The organism is Candidatus Omnitrophota bacterium (genome assembly GCA_028715965.1).
In the GTDB taxonomy this organism is placed as follows: Bacteria; Omnitrophota; Gorgyraeia; order Tantalellales; family Tantalellaceae; genus JAQUQS01.
In genome coordinates, this window is sequence record JAQUQS010000002.1 from 138,187 (window position 1) to 158,821 (window position 20,635).

Annotated in this window: 20 protein-coding genes; all 20 read right to left on the reverse strand. The window is 53.2% G+C overall.

Annotation, left to right across the window (positions count from 1 at the left end):
• Position 1: 1 nt before the first annotated feature.
• The 20 genes from PHH49_01855 to PHH49_01950 all read right to left on the reverse strand — a co-directional run bounded on the left by PHH49_01855 (position 2) and on the right by PHH49_01950 (position 20,631).
• Positions 2-916: an FAD-dependent oxidoreductase gene (locus PHH49_01855; protein ID MDD5487690.1), complete on the reverse strand. Its 915-nt coding sequence runs from the start codon at positions 914-916 to the stop codon at positions 2-4.
• Between the two features lie 34 nt (positions 917-950).
• The gene (locus tag PHH49_01860) at positions 951-1,184 is read right to left on the reverse strand and encodes a glutaredoxin domain-containing protein (GenBank protein ID MDD5487691.1); all 234 of its coding nucleotides are present in this window, start codon (positions 1,182-1,184) and stop codon (positions 951-953) included.
• Entirely contained in the window at positions 1,181-1,663 is a 483-nt protein-coding gene (locus tag PHH49_01865) for a ferritin family protein (GenBank protein ID MDD5487692.1), read from the reverse strand. The genes PHH49_01860 and PHH49_01865 overlap by 4 nt, the downstream gene beginning before the upstream one ends.
• Positions 1,664-1,684: 21 nt before the next feature.
• Positions 1,685-2,260 carry a rubrerythrin family protein gene (locus PHH49_01870; protein ID MDD5487693.1) on the reverse strand — a complete coding sequence of 192 codons (576 nt, stop codon included), beginning with the start codon at positions 2,258-2,260 and terminating at the stop codon, positions 1,685-1,687.
• 50 nt (positions 2,261-2,310) lie between these two features.
• A complete protein-coding gene (locus PHH49_01875; GenBank protein ID MDD5487694.1) occupies positions 2,311-2,688 on the reverse strand; it encodes a desulfoferrodoxin in 378 nt (125 codons plus the stop codon).
• Positions 2,685-3,860 carry an FprA family A-type flavoprotein gene (locus tag PHH49_01880; protein ID MDD5487695.1) on the reverse strand — a complete coding sequence of 392 codons (1,176 nt, stop codon included), beginning with the start codon at positions 3,858-3,860 and terminating at the stop codon, positions 2,685-2,687. The genes PHH49_01875 and PHH49_01880 overlap by 4 nt, the downstream gene beginning before the upstream one ends.
• A 9-nt stretch (positions 3,861-3,869) precedes the next feature.
• On the reverse strand, positions 3,870-4,382 hold the full coding sequence (locus PHH49_01885; protein MDD5487696.1) for a ferritin: 513 nt from the start codon (positions 4,380-4,382) through the stop codon (positions 3,870-3,872).
• A 37-nt stretch (positions 4,383-4,419) separates the two neighbouring features.
• Positions 4,420-4,560, reverse strand: coding sequence for a rubredoxin (locus tag PHH49_01890; protein ID MDD5487697.1), 141 nt, complete (start codon positions 4,558-4,560; stop codon positions 4,420-4,422).
• Positions 4,561-5,081: 521 nt separating this feature from the next.
• A complete protein-coding gene (gdhA, locus tag PHH49_01895; protein ID MDD5487698.1) occupies positions 5,082-6,419 on the reverse strand; it encodes an NADP-specific glutamate dehydrogenase in 1,338 nt (445 codons plus the stop codon).
• 167 nt (positions 6,420-6,586) lie between these two features.
• Positions 6,587-7,954: an NADPH-dependent glutamate synthase gene (gene gltA / locus PHH49_01900; protein MDD5487699.1), complete on the reverse strand. Its 1,368-nt coding sequence runs from the start codon at positions 7,952-7,954 to the stop codon at positions 6,587-6,589.
• A gap of 25 nt (positions 7,955-7,979) precedes the next feature.
• A complete protein-coding gene (locus PHH49_01905) occupies positions 7,980-8,825 on the reverse strand; it encodes a sulfide/dihydroorotate dehydrogenase-like FAD/NAD-binding protein (protein MDD5487700.1) in 846 nt (281 codons plus the stop codon).
• A 54-nt stretch (positions 8,826-8,879) separates the two neighbouring features.
• Positions 8,880-9,470 (reverse strand): peptidoglycan-binding protein, encoded by a 591-nt coding sequence (locus PHH49_01910; GenBank protein ID MDD5487701.1) that lies wholly within the window; start codon positions 9,468-9,470, stop codon positions 8,880-8,882.
• A 164-nt stretch (positions 9,471-9,634) separates the two neighbouring features.
• On the reverse strand, positions 9,635-11,080 hold the full coding sequence (locus tag PHH49_01915) for a glutamate synthase subunit beta (protein MDD5487702.1): 1,446 nt from the start codon (positions 11,078-11,080) through the stop codon (positions 9,635-9,637).
• Positions 11,073-15,620 (reverse strand): glutamate synthase large subunit, encoded by a 4,548-nt coding sequence (gene gltB / locus PHH49_01920; protein MDD5487703.1) that lies wholly within the window; start codon positions 15,618-15,620, stop codon positions 11,073-11,075. Before gltB ends, PHH49_01915 begins: the two co-directional genes overlap by 8 nt.
• 23 nt (positions 15,621-15,643) lie before the next feature.
• Positions 15,644-15,871: a helix-turn-helix domain-containing protein gene (locus PHH49_01925; protein ID MDD5487704.1), complete on the reverse strand. Its 228-nt coding sequence runs from the start codon at positions 15,869-15,871 to the stop codon at positions 15,644-15,646.
• Between the two features lie 308 nt (positions 15,872-16,179).
• Positions 16,180-16,953, reverse strand: coding sequence for a type 1 glutamine amidotransferase (locus PHH49_01930; GenBank protein ID MDD5487705.1), 774 nt, complete (start codon positions 16,951-16,953; stop codon positions 16,180-16,182).
• 6 nt (positions 16,954-16,959) lie between these two features.
• Positions 16,960-17,301 carry a P-II family nitrogen regulator gene (locus PHH49_01935; GenBank protein MDD5487706.1) on the reverse strand — a complete coding sequence of 114 codons (342 nt, stop codon included), beginning with the start codon at positions 17,299-17,301 and terminating at the stop codon, positions 16,960-16,962.
• Between the two features lie 21 nt (positions 17,302-17,322).
• Positions 17,323-18,669, reverse strand: a complete 1,347-nt coding sequence (locus tag PHH49_01940) for an ammonium transporter (GenBank protein MDD5487707.1) — start codon at positions 18,667-18,669, stop codon at positions 17,323-17,325.
• Positions 18,670-18,880: 211 nt separating this feature from the next.
• Positions 18,881-19,222, reverse strand: coding sequence for a P-II family nitrogen regulator (locus PHH49_01945; GenBank protein MDD5487708.1), 342 nt, complete (start codon positions 19,220-19,222; stop codon positions 18,881-18,883).
• 62 nt (positions 19,223-19,284) lie between these two features.
• Positions 19,285-20,631 (reverse strand): ammonium transporter, encoded by a 1,347-nt coding sequence (locus PHH49_01950; protein ID MDD5487709.1) that lies wholly within the window; start codon positions 20,629-20,631, stop codon positions 19,285-19,287.
• Between the last annotated feature and the right edge of the window lie 4 nt (positions 20,632-20,635).

Sequence of the window (20,635 nt, forward strand, 5' to 3'; positions counted from 1 at the left end):
CTCATCCTTTCATCCTCGACACATAGCGGAACGCGCCAAGCGCCGCCTTTGCGCCTTCTCCCGCGGCTATCACGATCTGTTTTTCCGGTACATTGGTCACGTCCCCCGCCGCGAATATCCCCGGGATATCGGTCTCGCAAGCACAGTTGATCTTGATCTCTCCAAGCTCATTCTTCCCGACGATCCCGGCGAACTCCGCATTAGGTGTAAGCCCGACCTCGACGAACACGCCTTCAGCGGGCACTTCTTCCTCTTTGCCCGAAACGTCGACCAGTATACCGGTCACGAACCTGTCACCCTTGATCTCCTTCACGACGCTCCGGTTCATCACTTTTATCCTGCCATCCGCTTCGATCTTCTCTTTCAGGATCGCGTCTCCCGTAAGGGCCGGGGCCACATTGACAATGGTGACCTCACTGGCTATCCTGACAAGCTGCAGAACGGCCTCAAGCCCGGAATTCCCTCCTCCTACCACGACCACCTTTTTCCCGGAGAAGATCGGGCCATCGCAGGTAGCGCAATAAGCTACGCCCTTGTTCCTGTATTTCTCCTCGCCCGGTACGCCTAGCTTGCGGGAATGTTTTCCCGACGCAATTATCAAGGTTCTCGCGCTGTATTCCCCCTTATCGCTCCTGACGGTCACGACCCGGTCCCCGGAGGAGATATCCGATACGGATTCAGGCATATGGATGTCTACATCGTATTTTCTGGCGTGTTCCTCGAACTTGGCGGCAAGGTCCGTCCCCGATATGAATTGATACCCGGTATAATTCTCTATATCCCCGCTCCAAGCTGTCTGCCCGCCGATATCCAGGGTTATAACGACAAAGTCCATCCTTTTTCGGGCGGCGTAAACCGCAGCCGTTATGCCGGCCGGGCCGGCCCCTATGATGATCAGGTCACGAACTCTGGACATAATGGACTTTCCGTGAACGGAACATGAGTTTCGCTTATATCCCAAGCGCTTGGGAGATCCTGGCCCTATCAAACCCGACTATTATCTCACCGTCTATATCCGCAACAGGCACACCCATCTGGCCGGACCTTTCTACCATTTCCTTCGCCTTTGCCTGGTCGGCGGATACATCTATGTTCTCGAACTCAACGTTGTTGGATTTCAGGAAATCCTTGAGCCTGATACAATACGGACATGTTGGAGTGCTGTATATTTTGACCGTCTTCATATGGCACATCCTCCTTTCATCTCACAAAGCATAGCAACATGCTTTTTCTCCTCGCTTATAAGCTTGTCCACCAGATCACGGTTATTCTCAGGCACCATCTTCCTCATCTCTTCATAGAATAGGATGGAATCCTTCTCGAATTTCAGGGCGACATCAATACCGTCTATATAATCCCTGACATCACGGGCGATCTGGGCGCCGCTATCCTTGCGCGTAAAAACGTTCTGGCTGGCCATCTGGTTCATGTACACGAAATACTCATCCGGATAGGCGCCTTCCGGCTCGTAATCGCACGCGGCGGCGGATATCTCCCTGAAAGCGGCGATATGTTTTTTCTCTTCATCCGAAAGGAATTCGAACATCGCCGCGGCTTTCTGGTTACCCGCCTTTTTTGCCATTTCGGAATAGAAGGCCCTGCCGTTCTTCTCTATCTGGACCCCCAGCTCCACGACCTCGCACGCAGAGAATCTCTTGTCCATATGTGCTCCTGTCGTTTGCCGTCAATAATTCTCACAGAAAAGCTCGAAATACGCCATGGGATGAAGGCACGACGGGCATTTCTCAAGCGCGCTATCGCCCGTATGCACATACCCGCAATTACGGCACTTCCACATAACGGGCGCGTCCTTCTTGAACACCTTGGACTTCTCGATATTCTCTATGAGCTTGCGGTACCTGGCCTCATGCCTTTCCTCGACCTTGGCGATATTCAGGAAACACGCCGCGATATCTTCAAATCCTTCTTTTTTAGCTGTTTCCCCGGCTTCCTTATAGAGTTTCGTCCATTCCTCATGCTCCCCGGACGCCGCCTCCTTGAGGTTCTCCAACGTAGTGCCGATGATACCCGCCGGGTACGAGGCCTGTATCTCCAGCATGCCTCCCTCGAGATACTTAAAGAAACGCTTGGCGTGTTCTTTCTCGTTATCGGCGGTTTCCAGGAATATCGCCTCTATCTGCATGTAGCCCTCTTTACGCGCCACACTGGCGGCAAAGGTATACCTGTTCCGGGCCTGCGACTCGCCCGCGAATGCCGCCAAAAGGTTCTTTTCCGTCTTTGTTCCTTTTACACTTGCCATTTCTCCTCCTTCGATACAGCCGTGACAACTTCCCACGGCATTTTCCATGTTCACGCTTTCCAAAGATCATGTATTATGCAATATTCCCGCACCTTCCTTATCTTCCCTTTATCCACGCAAAAAACAGCTTCCGGCGCCTGCCCCGGTTTAAGCTCGGAACGCAGCACTTCCGTATCCGTCTCCACCTCTATGAACTTTATATAATGTTTTTCCTCCATGGGATGCGCGACGCTTCCCACCTTCACCTTCACTCCACCCGAGGCGTCCTCCACGACAGGTACATGTTTTTCCAGGCCCTGGTCGGCGGTCTTTTCCTCGAGCTTCACCATGGGCTGCCCGCAACATACCAGCGTCGGTTGTCCCTCATTAACGATCTCGACCACATGCCCGCACACATTACATTTATAAACGTCCCTGAGTCCCGTCATGATAACGCTCCTTCCATTTTTTTCTGTAATCCCACTAGTTCGTCCGGGGCGGGTATATAATTCATCTTTGCGCTTTCCATCATGTCGAACCCCATCCCCTTCAATATTCCCTCTATCTGGGGGACACTCTGCCCTCCCCAGCCGAAAGACCCGAACGCGAGACCTTTCCTGCCCTTAGGCGCCAGGCCTTTCAGGTATGTAAGAAAAGCCCCGACCGGCGGCATCATGCCGTTATTAAGCGTCGGCGACCCTACACATATATATTCCGCGGTAAGCGCTTTTGTCATTACATCCGAAATGTCATTGGTCTTGAGGTCCATAAGGTATGCCTTGTATCCCCTGGCGGTAAAAGCGTCGTGTATCACCCCAGCCATCTTCGCGGTAGATCCCCACATGGTCGAGTAAACAATAACGGCCGCTTTCTCGGTCGCGTTGTCCGACCATTTCACGTATTCCGAAATTATCTCCTTAAGGTGTTCCCTCCATATGATACCGTGGCTGGGCGCTATCATGTCTATATCCAATCCCCCCAGCTCACCAAGGGCTTTTTTGACCTGCGCTCCGTAGGGAAGCACTATATTGGCGTAATACTTCGCCGCCTCTTCCCGGGATATCCCCCATCCCAGCTCGTCGTCGAACCTCTCAGGGGAAGCGATATGCTGTCCGAACGCGTCGTTCGGAAGGAGCAACTTATCCTGCGGGATGTACGTAGCCATGGAATCCGGCCAATGCACCATCTGCATAAGTACGAAATTGAGTGTTCTGGCCCCTATGTTCAAGGTATCGCCCGTGTTCACTACCTTGAACTTCCAATCCCCGCCATAATGTTTTTTGAGCCCTTTTTCCCCGTTAGGGGAAGTAATGACCGTAGCGTCCGGGCAGACCTTCATCATCATGGGTAAGGATCCCGAATGGTCCATTTCCACGTGATTGGATACTACATACTCTATCTTGGCTGGGTCAACGACAGAACTTATCCTTTCCATCATTTCGTCATAAAGGTAGTATTTGACCGTATCCACAAGTGTTATCTTATCGTCCAGGAGAAGATAGGCATTATACGTGGATCCGCGGTTCGTACTGTACCCGTGGAAATCCCTCAGGTCCCAATCTATGCCACCCACCCAGTGAACACCCTTTTTTATCTCTACGGATCTCTTCACCCTTTCCACCTCTTTCTATCATTTAGCGGCCGGAGGAGGCGTGAATACCCTGGCGGCCAACTCCTTGTCTATCATTAAAAGCCCGTTGCCGTCCTGTCCTGTCAGTTTCAGCCTGTTCATATTGCTCGTAGCGTTCTCTTCTTCCTCGACCTGCTCCGTTACGAACCATTGCAGGAATATCTCCGTAGCATGGTCCTTTTCCGCGCGCGCCTGATCCACAAGTTTATTTATGAGACCTGTTACTATTTTCTCATGCGCCAGGGTCTTCTTGAAAAGTTCGAGCGGAGAACTGAATTTCTGGGGGGGCTCATCCACGGACTTCAGGAGCACTCTCCCTCCCTGTCTGTTGACGTAATCATAGAACTTCTGCGCGTGAGCGAGCTCTTCCTGCATTTGTACCGTGAACCAGTTAGCTACTCCGGGAAGACCGGCCTGCGCCGCGTAACTCGCCATACCCAGATACAGGTATCCCGAGTATATCTCTTTATTGATCTGGTCATTAATACTTTTTACCATTTTATCGCTAAGCATGGCTTTCTCCTTTGTTAGACCATCAGTACCGGTCCGGTCAGGCTTGTGGCTCGAACTGGTCCTTACCTACACCGCATTCCGGGCAGACCCAGTCGTCAGGTAGCGACTCGAAGGATACATTACCGTTCTCGGCCGGATCATAGATATAACCGCATACCGTACACTTGTATTTCTGCATAATGACTCCTTTCGGGAAAAAAGAACTTAAAGAACTTAAGGAATGATATTATTCATATCTCATATTCTATACTAAACTGTCGGCTCTTTCTATGTTTTTTGGTCATCCGGGGAGCACCAGGTATGAACGCGGCTCCTTCATAGCGTACCCGCCCTGACGGAGCCGTGTCCATACCGGACAGGGCAGTTTAGTGTCTTGCCCGGGACTCTGTACAGCACCCTTCTTTACAATGGGCGACCGGACGGAGCATATATCTGATCGTGATTTCCATCCCTGCCTCCTTTCTTCCCTCCGTTAACATTGTGTATACCATATAATAATGATACCATAAGGGTATCATTTGTCAAGTCCTTATCCGTTTTTTCCGTCCTTCCATGCGCGCGTATAATAGTACCTATACGCGCTATTACGATATCTATTATGGTACCGCAATCTTATGAACATATCAACCTCCGCAAAAAAAATGGTCCCTCTTGCCTGGCGGCAGGAGGGACCATTCCTTTACATCGACCTTGTGACGTCTATACCACGCCCTGGGCCATCATGGCATCGGCGACTTTGACAAAGCCCGCGATGTTAGCTCCCTTTACGTAGTCGACATAGTCCTTTTCCTTCCCGTATTTTACGCAATTCTCATGTATGGCGATCATGATGTCATGGAGCTTCTTGTCCACTTCTTCACGCGACCAGGATAGCCTCATACTGTTCTGACTCATTTCCAGGCCGGAAGTAGCCACACCGCCAGCGTTCGCCGCTTTGCCGGGGGCGAAAAGTATACGGGCCTTCTGGAACACTTTAACGCCTTCCGGTGTCGTCGGCATATTGGCGCCTTCCCCGACAGCGATACACCCGTTCTTTATGAGCGCTTTCGCGTCTTCCCCGGAGATCTCGTTCTGCGTAGCCGACGGGAAAGCTATATCACATTTTACCTGCCAAGGCCGCTTATTGGGATAATATTTACATTTGAACTCCTTGGCACATTCTGATATACGCCCGCGACGGACGTTCTTCAGGTCCATAACGCATTTCAGTTCCTTATGGTCAATACCGCCCTCGTCGTGTATGAAACCGTTCGAATCCGACAGGGTAACGACTTTTGCCCCGAGCTCAAGCAATTTCTCCACGGTGTACTGCGCCACGTTGCCGGAACCCGACACCGCGCAAACCTTGCCTTTAAGAGATTCCCCTTTTGTCTTCAGCATCTCTTCGACCATATACACACAACCGTATCCTGTCGCTTCCGGCCTTATAAGGCTTCCTCCCCAGCTCAATCCCTTGCCGGTCAGGACTCCGGTAAATTCGTTCCTCAACTTCTTGTACTGACCGAACATGAAACCTATCTCGCGGCCACCGACCCCTATATCCCCGGCCGGCACGTCCGTATCCGGACCGATATGCCGGAAAAGCTCGCTCATGAAGCTCTGGCAGAACTTCATGACCTCGTTATCGGATTTACCCTTGGGGTCGAAATCCGAACCGCCTTTTCCCCCACCCATAGGAAGCGTGGTAAGACTGTTCTTGAACACCTGCTCAAAGGCCAGGAACTTCAGTATGCTCAGGTTAACGCTCGGATGGAACCTGATGCCCCCTTTGTACGGACCTATCGCGCTGTTCATCTCTATGCGATATCCCCTGTTTATCTGTACCTCGCCCTTATCATCTAACCACGGAACGCGGAACATGATCACCCTTTCCGGTTCCACCATCCTCTCCAGTATCTTAGCCTTCTTATATTTCGGGTTCTTCTCCATGTACGGCGCGAGAGACTCCACTACTTCCTGCACGGCCTGCATGAATTCCGGCTCGCCCTGGTTCTTTTTGGTAACAGCTTCCATCATTTCATTGATCTTCTGGCTCATGTTTTTCCTTTCCGATTTATTTTACCTTATGTTTGGATCCTGTCCCCCGGAGCCAAGCCCCGCCTTACAGCAAAAACAGGACATTATAATATCTTTTTTAGAGTGTTTTTTATGCATTAACCGCCAAAAAAAAGGAGAACGACCCGTTCCCCGTCCTTCCTTTTCCATCACAATGCCGCCAAATACGTGTCTATGGCCCTGGCGGCCGATTTTCCGGCACCCATAGCGGCTATGACCGTGGCCGAGCCCGTAACGATGTCCCCACCCGCGAAGATATCCGGGATGTTCGTAGCCCCATGTTCCTCAGTTTTTACATAACCTCTTTTCGTAAGCTCCAGACCCGGTATATTCCCTATTAATAGCGGGTTCGGACCGTTCCCTATAGCCACGATCACCGTATCGACCTCCATATCGAAGTCAGAGCCGTCCACAGGTACGGGCCTGCGCCTGCCACTTTGGTCCGGTTCTCCCAATTCGTTCCTGAGACAGACCATTTTCCGTATATTACCATTGCCGTCATCCTCGATGCTTATGGGCGTGGTAAGAAGGTTGAACTCTATCCCCTCTTCGCGGGCATGGTGTATCTCCTCTATCCTTGCCGGCATCTCAGCCTCGGTACGTCTGTATACTATCATGACTTTTTCGGCCCCCAGCCTGAGAGCGCTTCTTGCCGCGTCCATGGCCACGTTCCCCGCTCCTATGACCGCCACACGTTTACCCACGGTCACCGGGGTATCGTATTCGGGGAACCTGTAGGCCTTCATCAGGTTGACCCTGGTAAGGAATTCGTTGGCGGAATAGACGCCGTTCAGGTTCTCGCCCTTGATGCCCATGAAATAAGGAAGACCGGCGCCGACCCCGACAAAGAACGCCTTGAACCCATCGGCCCTCAGTTCTTCTATCCCCTTGATCTTTCCGATTATATAGTTAAGCTTAAGGTCCGCGCCAAGCGCCTTGATCGACTCTACTTCCGCGTTCACTATATCTTTCGGCAAACGGAACTCGGGTATACCGTACGTAAGCACGCCTCCCGGCTGGTGCAACGCCTCAAAAATGGTCACGTCATGGCCTTTTTTCGCCAGGTCGGCGGCACAAGTAAGACCCGCGGGCCCCGCGCCTATGACCGCGACCTTTTTACCTTTCCCGCGCATCCCCGGGGAGTGGTCTTCCGGCAGGGACGCGCCTTCCCTTTCGCGATCGGCCACGAACCTTTCAAGGCTCCCGATGTTTATGGGTTTTCCCGTCTTCATGAGTACGCACATCTTCTCACATTGGTCCTCCTGCGGGCAGACCCTTCCGCATACGGCCGGCAGGCTGTTCGTTTCCCTTATTACGGATATCGCGTCACTGAAGCGTTCTTCCTTGATAGCCTTGATGAACCTGGGTATGTCTATTTCCGCGGGACAGCCTTTCACACATGGCTTGGTCTTACACTGAAGACACCTCATAGCCTCGGATACGGCTTCTTGTTCACTGTATCCCAAGGGGACTTCCCTGAAATTCTTAACCCTCTCCCTGGGGTCCTGTTGTCTCATCTCGATTCCCTTTCTGCTGATATTCTCACTTTAGACCGAGCCCTATACGGCAATCCTTCTCATAACGGTCTAGAGATATTTTTTCCTTGTCCCTGTATCTGCGCCCTCTTAACATCAGGTCGTCGAAATCCACGAGGTGTCCGTCGAATTCCGGCCCGTCGACGCAGGCAAAACGCGTTTCCCCGTCATACATCACCCTGCATCCGCCGCACATACCGGTACCATCTATCATTATGGAATTAAGCGACACCATGGTCTTTATCCCCTTACCACGGGTCATATCGGACACCGCTTTCATCATGGGGATCGGGCCTATGGCATAGACCAGGTCGTATCGCTCCTTACCAACAAGCTCCGCCAGCACATCCGTAACGAACCCCTTACGCCCATACGTGCCGTCATCCGTGGTCACGTATACTTTATCCGATATTTTCCTTATATCGCTCTCGCATATCACCATATCCTTGTTCCGCGCGCCTATTATGACCGTAACATCACAGCCCTCCTCACGCAAGAAACGCGCCACCGGATACGCTTCGGCCGTGCCTACCCCTCCTCCTATGCATATCACCTTACCCGATGTCCCCGATCGCACGGCATGTCCAAGAGGTCCAGCTATATCGAGCACGTTATCGCCCTGCTCAAGCGCGCAAAGTTTTTTTGTGCTTACGCCCACAGCCTGACATACGACCGTTATCGTGCCTTTTTCCCTGTCCCAGTCATACAGTGTAAGAGGGAACCTTTCTCCATTCTCATCTATTCTGAGTATGACGAACTGCCCCGCATGGGCGGCCGCGGCCAGATCCCCGGCTTCACACTCTACGAGACATATTTCAGGGGACAACTGTTCTTTCCTTACTATCCTGTGCATATAACATCCTTTCAGCCGGTACATAACGCCTGGAAGCGTCATACGCCGTCGCGCCTAGATCCCTAAAAGGGCCTTTTTCGTCTCCGCCCCGACCTTGCCATCCACCTTCAAACCCTTGTTCTTCTGGAAAGCCTTTATCGCCTCAATGCTTTTGGGCCCCAGTTTACCGTCTATGGCGCCGTCATAATAACCGGCGTTCTTGAGTATGGTCTGTACATCCCGCGCGGACAGGTCCGTTCTTTTGAAAAGCGCCGCCCGTGTCTTCGGCCCCGCTTTCCCGTCCACCTTAAGGCCATGGTCCCGCTGGAAATCCATGATGGCCTTCCTGGTTCCGGGCCCCAGTTCCCCGTCTATATCGCTTTTGTAATAGCCCATGTCCTTCAGGGCCCTCTGCAGGCTTTTGTCGATCTTCTCGTATTTCGCGGAGGTTGACACGCTACCGGAAGACCCGCCGTAAGCGGAAGAGTCCGCGACCATGGTCACCGCGCCGCTTGAGTGCCTTATCTGTCCCGACTGCCCCTCGGACCCGCCCTCAAGAGCGGATATCCTCTGTTCCAGGTCTTCCACGTGGGATCTCTTCGCGTACGAAGCGCATCCCGATAATACCAACGAACATATGATCATACCGGAAAAAAGATATCTCATTTGTCCCCCTTTTGAAAGGAAAGGTAAAGATCGAACGGTACATATTATTTGATATAGTATTGTACGGGATATCGGCGTTAACGGCAATTATTTTTATAACAAAAAAATTTTTTCCGTCAACGGACCCCGATCAGGAGACTCACATGCTATATGATGAGCCGGTATCAGGCAGATGGAAGTCCACTGGCACCCATGAGGTATTCATCTACAGAACGTGCGGCCTTACGCCCTTCCTGTATTGCCCACACGACAAGCGACTGACCTCTTCGCATGTCGCCGGCGGCGAAGACCTTGTCGACCGAAGTCTTGTACGTGTCGTCCGTCCTGACGTTACCTCTTTTATCAAGCTCAACACCCAGTTCGGACAACAGGCCTTCAGGTTCGGGATGGAGGAACCCGGCGGCTATGAGCACAAGGTCCGCGTCCACGTGAAATCCGCTTTCCGGGACCTCTTTCATCATCGGGCAGGAGCCCGCCTGGGACTTTTCGAACTCAACGTTAACGCAATCAAGCCCGTTAACAACCCCACCGGAGCCGGTGAACCTCTTAGTAAGGACAGACCACTGACGCTGGCCACCTTCCTCATGGCTGGTGGATGTCTTTAATATCAACGGATAGCGGGGCCATGGATATTCATCCGTACGACATTCCGGCGGTCTGGGCATAAGTTCTATCTGCACCACACATGCCGCGCCCTGCCTGTGGGCCGTGCCCACACAATCGGATCCCGTATCCCCGCCGCCTATTACCACCACTTTTTTCCCTTTGGCGTCCATGGCCTCCCCTGAGGGCATCCTGTCACCCTGTACCCTCCGGTTCGCCTGTGAAAGATAGTCCATGGCGAAACATATACCCGAGAGTTCACGCCCATCTATTTTGATGTCCCTTGGGACCCGCGATCCTCCGGCAAGACATACCGCGTCAAACTTCTTTAAAAGATCGCGCGCGGGTTTATCCTTACCGACGCATACTCCTGTCATGAACTTTACGCCTTCATCCGACATGAGTTTAACTCGCCTGTCCACTATGCTCTTTTCCAGCTTGAAATCCGGTATCCCGTAGCGCAGCAGCCCCCCCACACGGTCATCCTTCTCGAACACCGTTACTTCATGTCCCGCTTTATTGAGTTGCGCGGCACAGGAAAGACCCGCGGGACCTGAGCCTATAACAGCCACCTTCTTGCCCGTTCTTATCTTCGGCGGCCTGGGTTTTATGATCCTCTCGCGGAACGCGTGTTCTATGATATCATGCTCATTTTCCCTGATGGTGACGGCGTCATCATTCACGCCAAGCACACATGCGTACTCACAGAGGGCCGGACAGACCCGTCCGGTCATTTCTGGAAGATTGTTCGAGGCATCAAGAAGCTCGAACGCTTTTTCCCATTGGCCCCTGAACAAGAGGTCGTTCCATTCGGGGATATAATTACCCACGGGACATCCCCAGTGACAGAACGGCACACCGCAGTCCATGCACCTTGAGGCCTGCCGCTCGGACTCAGGATCTTCTCTTTCCAGGCTCACTTTCCCGTAATCAGCGACGCGCTCGCAGACCGGGCGATATCCCGATGCCTGCCTCTTGACCTTCATGAAACCTTTTGGATCACCCATCCGACACCTCCAGAAGTCCCAGGGCCCCCTCGCCCTTACTTGCTTCAAGGACCTTTTTATATTCGACCGGCATTATTTTGGCGAATTTCGCTATATGCGTGGGAAGATCGTCCAGAATGGTCTTCGCGATATCGCTTCCGGTATATTTTAAGTGGTTCCTCACAAGGTCGCGCACAAGTACGCGGTCCTTATCGTCAAGCTCCTCTATGGTCACCATCTCCATATTACATCGCGTACTGATATCGCCGGACACGTCATGAACATAGGCGATGCCACCCGACATACCCGCGGCGAAGTTCCTTCCGGTGCGTCCCAGTATGACCACTCTCCCGCCGGTCATATACTCGCAACCGTGGTCCCCCACACCCTCGACGACGGCGTACAGTCCGGAATTCCTTATACAGAAACGTTCACCGGCCAATCCACTGATGTAGGCCTCGCCGGACACCGCGCCGTAAAATGTCGTGTTGCCTATCAATATGTTCTCTTTCGCGGGATAGGTCGTCCTCCTGTCCGGGTATATGATGACCTTACCTCCGGACATGCCTTTACCAACATAATCGTTGGCCAGTCCTTCCAGCTCGAACGTCACACCTTTTGCGAGGAACGCCCCAAAACTCTGCCCGGCCACTCCGTTGAATTTGACATGTACGGTATCTTCCGGAAGTCCTCTTTCCCCATACACAGAACATATATTCCCGCTGAGCATGGCCCCGGTGGTCCTGTTCACGTTCCTTATGGGCATCTCTATCCTGACCGGCTCCGCCTTGGCCACCGCTTCTTTCGCCATCTCGATCAACCTGCGGTCAAGCACTTCGTTAATTTTATGGTCCTGCTCTATCACGCGATATGTACCCGTATCCCCGGGCGCCTTGGGCTGATAAAGTATCCTCGAAAGATCTATCCCCCCGGATTTTTCCGGCAATATGGCCCTGTTGACCTCCAGAAGGTCCGTACGACCGATCATCTCATCGACCGTGCTCATACCCAAACGCGCCATTATCTCCCTCAGTTCCTCTACCACGAACACCATGTAATTCTCCACATATTCGGGCTTACCCTGGAAACGCCTCTGTAAGAGCTCATCCTGGGTCGCCACGCCCAGAGAACAGTTGTTGAGGTTGCAATGCCTGAGCATGACACACCCCAGCGTTATGAGCGCCGCGGTGCAGAACCCGTATTCTTCAGCACCCAGGAGCGCGGCCACGGCCACATCCCTGCCGGTGCGTATCTGTCCGTCTGTCTGCAACCTGACCCTGCTCCTGAGATCGTTCAGGACCAGCGTCTGGTGGGTCTCTGAAAGCCCCAGTTCCCACGGCAGCCCGGCGTGGCGTATAGAGCTTCGCGGGGAGGCTCCCGTACCGCCGTCCCCTCCGGATATGAGTATCATATCCGCGTGGCCTTTCGCCACCCCGGCCGCTATCGTTCCCACTCCGACCTCAGATACCAGTTTCACGCTTATCCTTGCCCGGGGGTTGACGTTCTTCAGGTCGAATATGAGCTGCGCCAGGTCTTCTATGGAATATATGTCATGATGCGGAGGAGGTGATATCAATGTCACTCCCGGGGTCGTATATCTGGTCCTAGCTATGATCGCGCTGACCTTATGCCCTGGAAGCTGCCCTCCCTCGCCAGGCTTCGCCCCCTGGGCTATCTTTATCTGCAGCTCATCGGCATTGACCAGGTAATTGGTGGAAACACCGAACCTGCCCGAAGCCACCTGTTTTATGGCACTCCTCATGGAATCCCCGTTCGGCAGCGGCTGGAACCTCGCCGGATCCTCGCCTCCCTCGCCGGTATTGGACCGCCCGCCCAGCCTGTTCATAGCTATAGCGAGAGATTCATGCGCGCCTTTGGATATGGAACCAAAACTCATGGCGCCTGTGGCGAACCTCTTTAGGATATCCGGAACCGGTTCCACCTTATCGATGGATATGGGTTTTTGCGTGTCCTTGAACTTGAATACGCCCCTCAGCGTAACGGGTTGTCCCGACTGGTCGTTGATAAGCTGCGCGAATTCCCTGTACTTGCCACGATCCCCGGTCCTTACCGCGTCCTGCAGGGCGGCTATACTTTCCGGCCGCCAGAGGTGGAACTCCCCGTCCTTTTTCCATTGATAGAACCCACCGGTAGACAGGTAAGGCGTCTTGAGGTTCTCGTTATCAGGATACGCCTCGGAATGCATTCGCAGGGTCTCCTTTTCGATATCACGGAATCCCACCCCTCCTATCCTCGAAGGTGTCCCGCAAAAACACTTATCCATGACCTCTTCCCCGATCCCCAGCGCCTCGAATATCTGCGCTCCCCTGTAACTTTTGATCGTGGATATCCCCATTTTGGAGAGTATTTTCAGTATCCCCTTCTCTACGGCGTCGCGATAATTCTCGATCGCCTGCTGCCTTTCCACGCCCAGCAGGCCCTCTCCGATAAGTTTGTCGATGGCCTTATACGCCAGATAAGGGTTGACGCTGCCCGCGCCGTACCCGAAAAGCAGCGCGAAATGATGTACCTCGCGCGGCTCCGCGCTTTCCACTATGGTACTTATCCTCGTTCTCATCTTTTTCGCCACAAGATAGTGGTGTACCGCGCCCATCGCGATAAGACATGGGACAGCGGCTTTTTCTTTCGATATCCCGCGATCACTGAGGATCATGAAACTGTACCCGTCCTCGACAGCGCGGACCGCCTCAGCACAGATCCTATCTATGGCCTTCTCAAAACCGTCCCCGGCATTTCTCACGTCGAAAAGTGTCGAGATGACCCGGGTCTTGAACCCTGACTCGTTTATATGCCGTAACTTCGCCATCTCATCGTCGGTCAACACAGGCCGGTCCAGGATCAATTTATGGCAATGTTCCGGCGTTTCCTCGAGCAGGTTCTTCTGGGAGCCAAGATAGCTCGTCATGCTCATCACAAGTTCCTCGCGAATAGGATCTATCGGGGGATTCGTGACTTGGGCAAAAAGTTGCTTGAAATAGTTGAATATGCTCTGGGGAATACGCGAAAGCACCGCGTGCGGCGCGTCGTTACCCATGGCGCCTACAGGTTCCTTCCCTTCTTCCGCCATGGGGAGTATTATCTCTTTCATATCCTCTCTCGTATACCCGAAAGCCTTAAGGTAAGTAAGCGCGTCCATATCCATTGAAGGGTCCGACGCCGCGTCCTGCGGCCTCCTGACATCGGCAAGCTCGAGAATGTTACCGCGAAGCCATTCCCCATATGGCTTGCCGCGGGATATCCCGTTCTTCACCTCTTTATCCTGTATGATACGGCCCAGTTCGGTATCAATAAGGAATACCTTACCAGGCTCCAACCGGCCCGAACATGCTATGGTCGCCGGATCGATATCCAGGACCCCCATTTCGGACGCCATTACCACCATGTCGTCCCTGGTCACTATATACCTCGCCGGTCTCAGGCCGTTCCTGTCGAGTACGGCGCCTATCCTGGTACCGTCCGTGACCGCTAACGCCGCCGGACCGTCCCAGGGCTCCATAATGCACGCGTTGAACCTGTAGAAATCGCGAAGTTCCGGGTCTATCCTGTCGTCCCTTTCCCAGGCCCCGGGTACCAGCATCATCATCGCATGGGGAAGAGACCTTCCTGAAAGCGCCAGCAGCTCCAGCACATTATCCAGGGTCGCCGAATCACTGCCGCCAGGCACTATTACCGGTTTCAATTTCTTTATGTCATCGCCGAAGAGAGCGCTCTCAAGCAGGCCTTCCCTTGCCTTCATCCAGTTTATGTTCCCCCTTAAGGTATTTATCTCCCCGTTATGCGCGAGGAATCTGAACGGCTGGGCGAGGTCCCATGTCGGGAAGGTATTTGTACTGTACCTGGAGTGCACAAGCGCAAGAGAACTTTTAACATCTTCGTCGCTTAATTCAGGGTAGAAATTCCTCACCTGCTCCGGCATCAAAAGCCCTTTGTAACTTACCGTACGGGCGGAAATGTTAGTTATATAAAAATAGCTTTTCTGTTCAATGGTGGAAGCCCTTACTTCGTTCTCCACCCTTTTTCGTATGATGTAAAGTTTTCTTTCAAAAGCGAGAGGGTCTTCCTTGCCGGTCTTGCTTGCGATGAACACCTGTCTTATCCTGGGCTGGGTCGCCCGGGCACCTTTACCTATCGCGGAATCGTCCACCGGCATATCCCGCCAACCGAGAAGCTCCTGGCCCTCTTCCTCTATAACCCTGTCAAAGATCTCTGTGCATGACGAAAGTTCTTCCCCCTTCGTCGGTAGGAACACTATCCCCGTGCCGTATTTCCCGGGTCCCGGCAGATCTATATTGAACGCGGCACACTCTTTTTTATAGTATTCATGTGGTATCTGCATGAGGATACCCGCGCCGTCCCCCGTGGCCGGGTCCGCGCCCACGGCCCCCCTGTGGCTCATATGCTCAAGCACCTTGATCGCCTTCTCGATTATGTCATGGCTCTTACGGCCTTTTATATCGCAAACGAACCCGACCCCGCAGCTGTCATGCTCAAAAGCCGGGTCGTAGAGCCCCTGTTTTTCCGGAAAACGACTTTGCCCCATTTAATTACCTTCCGTAACGGTCATCATATCTTGTACATGGCAGCATCTATTTTCAGCTTGCCGATCTTCGCCCTCAAGGTATTCCTGTTGATACCAAGCAATTTTGCCGCTATTGACTGGTTCCCGAAAGACCTTTTCAGCGCTTTTTCTATGAGTTCTTTTTCAGTGTGATCAATGACGGTCTTGTAGACCTTTCCTTGGCGATACTGCAGGAACATCATATCCAGCTTGTTCTCGCTGTTATCCTTCATAAGAAACTCCTGCCCTCCGGCCTGTTAGAGTTATCACAGGTCCGATGATAATGATCGGACATCCAACTCGTAAGCGGCAAACTTCGTTCTTGCGCGCCCAACACGGCATCCTTGCCAGGTTTCCTTCTTTGGAAAAAACAGCGTACATAGACAAAAAAAGCCCCTAGAAACTGCGTAGTTTCCAGGGGCTCCTTTGCCTCACGTAAGTTATATTATCACTATCCGACATGCCTGTCAAGTCTAAAATAGGCCAAAATATATGCATATAATGCGTTATTTGTATGTGGATATGTACCGTGGGGAGGATCTTAAAGCCCGGCAAGCGCGGCGAAATTCGAGCTTATTCTCTTCCCGTTACCAAGAAGTCTTACCCCTTTAAGAGAGTGCTCTTCCATTATCCGGGCGCCGTGCCTGGACCTTTCCGGCCCCGGGTCCGCGATATACTCATTTATCCAGTTCTTAACCATTTCCCCATCCACCTCAAGATGGAACTGGAACCCGTAAGCGTTCTTTCCCAGCCGGAACGCCTGGTTACGGCTGGTCTCTCCGCTGGCCAGGAGCACGCTCCCGACCGGCAGGTCAAAAGTATCCTCATGCCACTGGAAAACGTCCAGTATTCCCGGAAGCCCTTTCATGACTGGATCGATCGAAGCTTCAAGCGTAAGCTCTACCGTATAGAACCCGATCTCCTTGTCCCTGGCTTTTTTTACCTTCGCACCGGCCGCTTTCGCCAATAACTGCGCCCCCAGGCATATGCCAAGGAATGGAACCTCTTTCGCAAGCGCTTCTTTTATGAGCTTATCCTCTTCGGCCAGGAACGGGTACTTCTTTTCCTCATACACGTTCATCGGCCCCCCCAGGGATATAACGGCCCTGACGCCCCCAAGTCCGCGGGGAAGCGCTTCCCCGCGGGAAAGCTCAACTGTCCTGATACGGCAATCTTTACCGTCAAGCACTTCACCTATGATCCCGGGTCCTTCTATCTCTATGTGTTTTATTATGAGCACCATACCACGCCTGCCTGGACATAAAGCCGTGGCCATCGATCTATGGACCTTATCGATGGCCACGGTCCCATCCATTACATGTTAACCGATCGCCTCACTACCTGTTTCCCCCGTCCTTATCCTTATGCACTGGCCAAGGTCCAGCACGAATATCTTGCCGTCACCTATGTTACCCGTGCGCGCGCCCTTGATTATGGCCTTTATCGTAGGTTCGACGAAATCCTCGTTAACGGCTATTTCCAGCCTTACTTTCTTAAGCAGGTTCACATCGTGTATCACGCCCCTGTACGTTTCCGTATATCCTTTCTGCTGGCCGCAACCAAGAGCGTTCGTGACCGTCATCTTATGCACTTCCGCCTCAAAAAGCGTCTTTTTAACGTCCGGCAGCTTATGCGGCTGTATCATCGCGATTATAAGTTTCATGGCTATCGCCCCTTTCTTCTGTTATTGGGCCGTGAATACCTGGAACCCGGCATAGGCTTCCATGCCGTGTTCGCTGATATCCAGACCTTTGAGCTCTTCTTCCCTTGATACCCTTAGGCCTACCACTATGTCAAGTGTTTTGAATATTATGGTCATCGCTACAGCAACGAAAGCTATGACAGTGAATACGCCTAAAGCCTGGACCCCAAGCTGCGCGAACCCTCCGCCATGGAAAAGACCGTCGCGAGCCAGGCCAAGGGACTTATGCCCGAAAAGACCAAGGGCCAGGGTCCCCCAGGTGCCGTTGACCATGTGTACCGGCACAGCCCCGACCGGGTCGTCTATATGTATCTTATCCAGTAAAAGCGTGGCCATGACCACAAGGATCCCGGCTACCGCCCCTATCGCCAGTGCTTCGGCCGGTATAACATAAGCGCAGGGAGCCGTTATGGCCACAAGTCCGGCAAGCGCGCCGTTCATGGTCATGGTAAGGTCCGGCTTGCCGCATTTTTTCCATGCGAAGAACATCGCGACAAGCGCGCCGCTGACAGCGGAAAGGTTAGTATTGACCGCGACCTTGGCCATCAGGCTACCGTCCCCGACCGAAAGAGTGGACCCGGGATTGAACCCGAACCAGGCGAACCACAGTATAAGGGCCCCTAGCGAAGCAAGCGGCATTGAATGGCCTTCTATAGCATTGGCCGAACCGTCCCTGTTATACTTACCTATCCTCGGCCCCACTATCATGGTGCCGACAAGCGCCGCCGTACCTCCTACAGCGTGGACCACGGTGGACCCGGCGAAATCGCTGAATCCCATCTGGGCAAGCCATCCTCCGCCCCAGATCCAGTGGCCAACGAACGGATATACCACCGCCGATATCAGGAACGAATAGACGAGATACGCCTTGAATTTCATCCTCTCCGCTATTCCCCCGGCCACAATGGTAGCGGCCGCTCCGCAAAATACCGCGTGAAAAAGCCATGCCGCCTCCAGCGGTATGGTCCCCTGATGTGTGGCGCCCACGAGCATCCATCCTGTCCAGCCCATGAACCCGTTGCCGTGGCCGAACATTATAGCGTACCCGAAAACGAAGAACGCCGTTGAAGCCATACAGAAATCCAGGAAATTGTTCATAAGCACGTTACACGTGTTCTTGGTCCGGATAAGCCCGGCCTCAAGCATACCGAATCCCGCCTGCATTATGAACACCATGAAAGCGGCGAGAAGTACCCACAGCGTATCGATACCCGATACCGACGCGTACCCTTCCGCCGCTTCCGCTGCCGCGATACCGGTCGGGATAACGACCACCGCGGCGGCTGACAATAATAACACTAACCCTCTCTTGAACCGTCCCCTCAACATTTCTCCTCCTTAAACAGTTGCAAGTCCTACCATGTCCGTAAAAAACGAAAGGCGCCATAACCCATAAAAGGGCTTATGACGCCTTCGTCGTTACCAATTACTTGTACTGCTCCGGGCACTACCGCGTACCCTTAACCGTACAAGTAAAACCGGGGACGGTTCTGGTAACTTTTCAGGCATAAAAGGGGGCGTCCTCCCCCCTTCCGGGAATTCAGCCTATCGCCTTGCCTCCGGTCTCTCCGGTCCTGATCCTTATACACTGGCCAAGGTCCGTCACGAATATCTTTCCGTCGCCTATTTTACCGGTACGCGCGCCTTTGATTATCGCGTTTACCGTAGGTTCGACAAAATCCTCGTTAACGGCTATTTCCAGCCTTACTTTTTTCAGCAGGTTCACGTCGTGTATCACACCCCTGTACGTTTCCGTATAACCTTTCTGCTGACCGCAACCAAGAGCATTCGTGACCGTCATCTTGTGCACATCCGCCTCAAAAAGCGCTTTTTTAACGTCCGGCAGTTTATGCGGTTGTATCATCGCTATTATGAGCTTCATCACCGTACCCCCTGTAAAAGGGTCCCGGCCCTATACCCGGGCGCGGGACCGGTTTTCAACATCTACTCGTTGGAAAACACCTGGAACCCCGAATAGGATTCCATACCATGTTCGCAAATATCAAGCCCCTTGAGCTGTTCCTCATCCGACGCCCGGAGGCCCATAGTGGCCTTAATGACGTAGAAGAGAAGGAACGCTGTCCCGAATACCCACGCGAACACGCTTAGGACCCCGGTAGCCTGTGCTATAAGCTGCCCGAACCCTCCGCCGTGGAATAGCCCGTCGACCCCGCCGTAGGCTTTCTCGGCGAAAAGGCCCACGGAAAGCGTCCCCCATGCCCCGCACACGCCATGAACGGATATGGCGCCGACAGGATCATCTATCCTCAGTACCTTATCAATGAACTCCACGCTGAATACGACCAGGATACCGCCTATCGCCCCTATGATGATAGCGCTAAGCGGGGAGATATTCGCGCAAGGCGCGGTCACGGCGACCAGGCCCGCCAGGGCCCCGTTAAGCGTCATACTGACATCCGGCTTGCCGAATTGGAACCATACCACCACCATGGCAGCTACCGCTCCCGCGGCCGCGGCAAGATTAGTAGTAACGGCTATCACAGCTATCGAAAGGTTGGTCCCGGCCGTGGTGCTTCCGGGATTGAACCCGAACCATCCGAACCACAATATGAACACCCCGAGTGCCGCGAGTGGGATATTATGTCCGGGTATGGCGTTAGAGCTGCCGTCCCTGTTATACTTACCCAGCCTTGGTCCCAACAGTATCGCGCCCGCCAGAGCCGCCCATCCACCGGTGGAATGCACTACAGTAGAACCGGCAAAATCTATCATACCTTTAGCGGCAAGCCATCCGCCACCCCATATCCAGTGTCCCACGACAGGGTATATAAGGGCTGTGATGAACACGCTGTACGCCATATATGAACTGAACTTAGTGCGTTCCGCCATAGCGCCTGAAACTATGGTCGCGGCAGTGGCCGCGAAGACAGCCTGGAATATCCAGAAAGCGAATTGCCAAAGCCCTTCCCCTGTAGAGGGATCTCCCGCGGCCAGGAAGAACCCGTCCTTCCCGAACAACCCGAGCACCGTAGTACCGAACATTATGCCGAACCCTACCGCCCAATAAGCCAGCGATCCTACGGCGAAATCCATAAGGTTCTTCATCATGATGTTACAGGCGTTCTTTGCCCTGGTGAACCCGGTCTCGACCATCGCGAACCCGGCCTGCATGAAAAATACGAGAAAAGCCGCCAGGAGCGTCCAGACCGTATTTATCGCTACCGCGTTGGAAGCCGGCGTAGCGGCATCCTCGGCCCATGCGGACGCGGCTACGCCAATAAAGGCGAGCGGCAGCATTTTTAGTATCCTCTTAATGATCTTCATGTCCATCCCC